Source organism: Candidatus Obscuribacterales bacterium (assembly GCA_036703605.1).
Taxonomy (GTDB): Bacteria; Cyanobacteriota; Cyanobacteriia; order RECH01; family RECH01; genus RECH01.
Map to the genome: position 1 here is coordinate 1 of DATNRH010000991.1, position 5,563 is coordinate 5,563.

A 5,563-nucleotide genomic window follows, 5' to 3' on the forward strand; every position below is an offset into this window, starting at 1 on the left:
CTGCCCAACGTGCCGGAAGACTACGTGCATCGCATTGGCCGCACCGGACGAGCGGGCTACGAGGGTGAGGCTGTATCTCTCGTTTGCGTTGATGAACATGGCTTGCTGAAGGATATCGAACGCTTACTCAAGCGAGAAATCCCTCGGGACAGCATTCCTGGCTATGAACCAGATCTATCGATTCCGCCGGAGCCCATTCAAGCAAAACGCAATGGTTCTGGTGGTGGACGGGGTGGTCATCGCTCATCGTCATCTAAGCCAAAGTCGAGCGCCAGCAGTCCTAAACACTCACCACGCCGCGCCAGTCCAGCTCCAGCGCCCAAAACCCATCGCGATGCTGGCAGTGCGCCCAAACGGTTGCGGTCTTCCTAAATCATGGTTGATGTGAATTGGCATAGCTACGGGTTCTACATCGAGTAGTTTGCCATCAGCATAACCCAGCACCCCCAACGGTTTTTTGACCTATGGGGGTGTTTAGATTTGGAATACAGGCTTTGACGTTCATTCGCCAACATGGAGGACATCTGAACGGGTGGCAACGTACCTAGAGAGATTGCTGCAACAGGGATAGCGCATGGAACCCGCGCTGAAAATAGAGGCGTTTATGGGGTTTGAGAGCTACCAGTTGGAGGGCCCAGTCAGCCCATAATTCCATCGCATAGATCCATCGTTGACCATCTTAACGGGTGACAAGGGGTGTTAAGGTGCGGGATACTTGTGGACGAAGTGGTCTCCCGTCAACGGGACAATCGCTCCGTTAATCCAGACATTCTCTCGCCCCCATGGCACCTTCACCGTGGGCTTCACCCCCTTGGCCGCGATGACGTTGCCTGTCTGGGTCTGCAGACCAACTCGGGTTTCATCCTGGCACAAATCATGAATCACGTTGCTCTGTGCTAAAAGGGTTTCCAGTCCTAACAGGGCGGCTCCAAGTTTTTTTTAAGGTCTCTCCGCTCGCTTCATCTTGACGATAACTCCGAGGGGCGTAGAGCTTTCAGTTTGGCCCCTGGGCGGTTATGTACCCAGTCATAGACCGTCCCGTATTCCATGGTCAGTCCATGCTTTTCGTGCAACCATTCCACAATCGCGCCATAGCTGCTGAAGCCTTCGGGACGATTCAACTGCTGCCGTAGGTCGGCAAGCACGTCATCACTCATGATCCGCCGGACGCCAGGAGCTTTATTGATGTTCAACAGTTCCTGTATCCCACTACGACGGTACTTCTGGAGCCATCGGGTGACCGTCGAGATATCACGCCCTAACCGTTGAGCAATCTCTTGTTGCTGCGTAACTTGTCCGCTTTTGAGCCACCACAGCATCTGGAGTTTCTCTTTCTGAACCACTGCGCTGACATGTTGCAATCGTTTCTTCAGGTCGGCTTCGCTCTCAGTAATCTCAAGCTTGAATGGACGACTCATTTCTATCCGCCAGGATTGACCCTCCCTCTATTCTGTGCCCCCTTAAATTAAATTGGCATTAAATACAATAACCTAGCCACCATGCTGATCCTCTACTGGGTGCCATATTTCGAGTCAGCAAGAAATGCTAAGTTTCCTACATGAGCATCGCCGCAGCGGCCTTGGCATGGGCGGCAGCAGCAGGGTGGCGGCGCAGCATAGCCACCACGATCGCCCCTTCCACCAGCAGCAATAATTGCTCAGCCACCACCTCAGGATTGGCGATTTCGGCAGCATGCACCAGTTGCAGAATATAATCATAAATTGCTTGCTGGTGCTCAATTGCCACCTGGTAGCCTGGATGCTCAGGATCAACCAGCTCGACCGACGAGTTAATGAAGGCACAGCCACGAAAGTCAGGCTGAGAAAACCATTCTTCCAAGGCATCAAACATGGCCAGGAGACGCTCGGTGGGTACCGTTGCCTGCTTTTCCACCGTTTGCTGAAACCATTGCCGCCAGCTAGTATCGCGCTGCTGCAGCCAGGCAGTAATCAGGGCATCTTTGGACTTGAAGTGGTTGTACAACGACATTTTCGCCACGCCCGACTCGGCGATGATGCGGTCAATGCCGACGTTTTGCACGCCCTCTTGATAAAACAAGGTGGATGCCGCTTGCATGATGCGATCGCGGGCCGAGGGTTTTGCAGATGATTTAGAACGAGGCATATCAGCAACAAATATATACAGACTTGTCTACATAATAACATTTTTGCTGAATCACTGTATTCAAACCAAACGTTACTAGCACAGGTGGCCTCCTCGAATGGCTTGCCTTGAGATGGATGCCGTGGATTAGAGCGATCGCCTCTGCCCAACTTGATTTACCCAGTTCACTCCCAGAAATTCGACTGTAGCGCCTGACTTAGAAGCATTTTCAACGCATGAATCAAGGAACAATGGCATACACGACTTGACAATATACAGACCTGTCTACATAATGATTACAGACAGACCGTTCTATATTAATTAAAGAAAGACGCCACCATGCCCGAACCCACAACGCCCAATCATTCTGCCATTGACGCAGCTAACAGCAGACCGCCGCTGCCGCCCTTCACCCTGGAGACAGCAAAAGCAAAAGTGCAAGCCGCTGAAGATGCCTGGAATAGCCGCAATCCTGACCAAGTGGCCCTGGCTTACACCGTTGATTCGGAATGGCGCAATCGCTCGGAGTTCATTAAAGGCCGTGATCAGATTCGCGAATTCCTCACCCGCAAATGGAACACCGAGTTGGACTATCGCCTGAAGAAAACTCTCTGGAGCTTCACCGAAAATCGCATCTCCGTGAAATTTGAGTACGAGTACCATACCGACTCGGGCCAGTGGTATCGCGCCTACGGCAACGAAAACTGGGAATTTGCCCCCAACGGTCTGATGCAGCGACGGGAAGCCAGTATCAACGACCTACCCATTCACGAGTCTGAGCGCAAGTTCCGCTGGAATAGACCGACCTGTATTTCTGAACCCGAATGAAGAGAATTGCCATGCTAGCCGCTCCCCCAACGCCTGCAGCGAATCCCTGCGACGGACTGCATACCCTGCTGCTCTATCTGGGTGGAGAACGGGAAAGCCTTCCGACTGACTGCAGTCCCAGTCCCATCATGGCAGCCCCCGAGTCTCCCGCTCATCCTCCAACTGTCACCCTAGCGGACTACCGCAAGAGCCTCCGGAATCCAGACCTCGTGCCTCAAGCGGTACGCATGGCGCTGATTATCGGTTCTCTGGTGTTTTCCATGAACCACGGCAAAGCCTTGCTGCAAAACGAGATGAACCGCGATCGCTGGTTGTCGGGATCCTTGTCTTTCGTGATACCTTATCTCGTCAGTATTTACGGACAAACCCAGTGCCGGATCCGCCGTCCTGAAGAGTTTTAAGTTCTTAATTTTGAATTTTGGATGACCCGCTCAACTCAAAACTCAGTTAATTCCGCTCCCATCTTTCCTTAACTCCAAGGAGACTGACCCATGATTGACCTGTACACCTACACCACCCCCAATGGCCGCAAGCCTGCCATTCTGCTCGAAGAACTCGGGCTGCCCTACACCATTCACAAAATTGACATTGGCAGAGGCGATCAGTTTACGCCCGAATTTAAGGCCATCAACCCCAACAGCAAAATTCCTGCCATTATCGATCGCGATAATGACCTCGCCATCTTCGAATCCGGTGCAATTTTGATTTACCTAGCAGAAAAAGCCGGTAAGTTGCTGCCCGCTGACGTGGTGGGTCGCGCCAAAGTGATGGAGTGGCTGATGTTCCAGATGGCCAGCGTGGGACCGATGTTGGGTCAACTCGGCCACTTCCGTAACGCTGCGCCTGAGAAAATCCCTTATGCGGTGGAACGATATCACCGGGAAACTTTGCGGCTGCTCGACGTGCTTGATCGCCAGCTTGAGGATCGTCCCTACATTACTGGGACTTACTCCATCGCCGATATTGCCACAGTTCCCTGGGTGGCTGCCGCTCAAACACCTTATTTGGGCCTCTCCATTGCAGCGTTTCCCAACGTTGACCGCTGGGTCGAAATGATGAAAAAACGTCCTGCTGTGCAGGTCGGCATGGATATTCTCCAACCCAGTTTCAAAAGCAACTTTGGGACGTTGGCAGTCGCCGAGCCGACTATGCAACAGACTGCAGCGTAATCATCGCCAAGGGTCCTGCTTACCTACGCTCTATGCTCAACTATCGAAGCGTTGCAGAGGCGACGTACATTGATGATGAAAAATTCTACCCAATTGTCTGGTTCATCAGGGTCTTTGGTGATCGCCAACCGCTCCCCGGCCCCCACGCTCCCCGGCGGCGGACAACATTTAGCGACATCACTATCCCCTACCCCGGTTTACCCGTTCTTTCCACCCAGCCCATCATCACCCCAGAGCCCAACCCGGCGATCGCTACGCCAGCATGATCAAGCACTCTCTGCTGAAGTGGCGAATTATGCAGCGGAGGTGCGATCGCTACGCCAGCAACTGGCTGAAAAAGAGCACTTGGCCGCAGTCGGAACTCTGGCCGCCTGCATTGTGCACGAGATTCGCAATCCGCTCACCACCGTTGGGATGTGGTTGGACTATTGCCAGCGTCAAAACTTGCCGGAACCCGACCAGCAACGGCTGGCCTTAGCGGTCGAGGATGGCGATCGCCTGCAGCGTCTCCTTGACCAAATTCTGCTCTACGCCAAACTCCAAACCTTGCATCGACAAGCCGTTGACCTTAATCAACTGGTGACGGAAACGCTGGCGACCTTACAACACACCCCTGTCGCTCTAAACCGTCGATTGGAATTCTGGCCGAGCCTTACCCCGGTTACCATAACCGCCGATCCCGACAAGTTGAAACAGGTGCTGATCAACCTGGTGACCAATGCCTGTGAAGCGATCGCTGAGGGCGATCGCGTGCATATCAGGGTGTCATCCAGGGGGAGCGATCGCAGTTGTCTCCAAGTTCACAATGGCGGTCGCCCCATTCATCCCGAACAGTTGGCCAAGCTCACCGAACCGTTTTTCACCACCAAGGCTACAGGCACCGGACTGGGATTAGCGATCGTGCAACAGATCATCAACGCCCACGCAGGCTCCCTCAAGATTGAGTCATCCACCACTGCTGGCACCACCGTCACCGCCACCTTGCCCAGTCAGCCCTAAATTTTCCTGCTAAATTTCTCGAAGTGCCCGCTATTCAAAGGCTTCAGGGCTAGCTTCGATCCCGCATTCACGTTTCCATGAACCGTCATGAACCAATCAAACACTTTAGGAGATTTCCACCGTGGCTTTACCCAATCCCGGCATGATCATCGATGCTGAAAGAACTGCGATCGTCATCATTGACCCGCAAAACGACTTCCTCAGCCCCAGCGGCGTTGCCTGGGGAGTTGTGGGCGAAAGCGTCACCGAAAACAACACCGTCGCCAATATCGAGGCTTTGATGAAGGCCGCCAAAACCTACGATCTGCCCCTATTTATCTCACCGCACTACTATTTCCCGGCGGATCACCGCTGGAAGTTTGAAGGGGCGCTGGAAAATCTCATGCACAGCATCGGCATGTTCGATCGCCTTGGTCCATTACAGCTAGACGGGCTAATTGGCTCAGGCGCGGACTGGCTAGAAA

At 53.3% G+C, this 5,563-nt stretch carries 10 protein-coding genes and 1 pseudogene; 7 read left to right on the plus strand and 4 right to left on the minus strand.

The window, feature by feature from the left end:
• Positions 1–372, plus strand: a 372-nt coding sequence (locus tag V6D20_20285) for a hypothetical protein (GenBank protein ID HEY9818118.1), incomplete at its 5' end; no start/stop codon positions are given.
• 172 nt (positions 373–544) lie between these two features.
• Here V6D20_20285 and V6D20_20290 read toward each other — a convergent pair.
• The 4 genes and pseudogenes from V6D20_20290 to V6D20_20305 form a co-directional block, all read right to left on the minus strand.
• Positions 545–676 (minus strand): annotated as a pseudogene (locus V6D20_20290) (IS4 family transposase).
• Positions 677–699: 23 nt separating this feature from the next.
• Complete coding sequence (locus V6D20_20295) at positions 700–885, minus strand: hypothetical protein (protein ID HEY9818119.1); 186 nt, start codon at positions 883–885, stop codon at positions 700–702.
• A 74-nt stretch (positions 886–959) separates the two neighbouring features.
• Complete coding sequence (locus tag V6D20_20300) at positions 960–1,418, minus strand: helix-turn-helix domain-containing protein (GenBank protein ID HEY9818120.1); 459 nt, start codon at positions 1,416–1,418, stop codon at positions 960–962.
• A 136-nt stretch (positions 1,419–1,554) separates the two neighbouring features.
• Positions 1,555–2,124 carry a TetR/AcrR family transcriptional regulator gene (locus tag V6D20_20305; GenBank protein ID HEY9818121.1) on the minus strand — a complete coding sequence of 190 codons (570 nt, stop codon included), beginning with the start codon at positions 2,122–2,124 and terminating at the stop codon, positions 1,555–1,557.
• Positions 2,125–2,442: 318 nt separating this feature from the next.
• On the opposite strand from V6D20_20305, the gene V6D20_20310 reads away from it, so the two are divergent.
• The 6 genes from V6D20_20310 to V6D20_20335 form a co-directional block, all read left to right on the plus strand.
• The gene (locus tag V6D20_20310) at positions 2,443–2,931 is read left to right on the plus strand and encodes a nuclear transport factor 2 family protein (protein HEY9818122.1); all 489 of its coding nucleotides are present in this window, start codon (positions 2,443–2,445) and stop codon (positions 2,929–2,931) included.
• A gap of 11 nt (positions 2,932–2,942) precedes the next feature.
• Positions 2,943–3,332 (plus strand): nitrate/nitrite transporter NrtS, encoded by a 390-nt coding sequence (gene nrtS / locus V6D20_20315; GenBank protein ID HEY9818123.1) that lies wholly within the window; start codon positions 2,943–2,945, stop codon positions 3,330–3,332.
• A 90-nt stretch (positions 3,333–3,422) separates the two neighbouring features.
• Positions 3,423–4,100, plus strand: coding sequence for a glutathione S-transferase N-terminal domain-containing protein (locus tag V6D20_20320; protein HEY9818124.1), 678 nt, complete (start codon positions 3,423–3,425; stop codon positions 4,098–4,100).
• Positions 4,101–4,132: 32 nt separating this feature from the next.
• On the plus strand, positions 4,133–4,366 hold the full coding sequence (locus V6D20_20325) for a hypothetical protein (GenBank protein ID HEY9818125.1): 234 nt from the start codon (positions 4,133–4,135) through the stop codon (positions 4,364–4,366).
• Between the two features lie 19 nt (positions 4,367–4,385).
• On the plus strand, positions 4,386–5,099 hold the full coding sequence (locus V6D20_20330) for an ATP-binding protein (GenBank protein HEY9818126.1): 714 nt from the start codon (positions 4,386–4,388) through the stop codon (positions 5,097–5,099).
• 121 nt (positions 5,100–5,220) lie between these two features.
• A partial coding sequence (locus V6D20_20335) for an isochorismatase family protein (GenBank protein HEY9818127.1) occupies positions 5,221–5,563 on the plus strand: 343 nt, incomplete at its 3' end.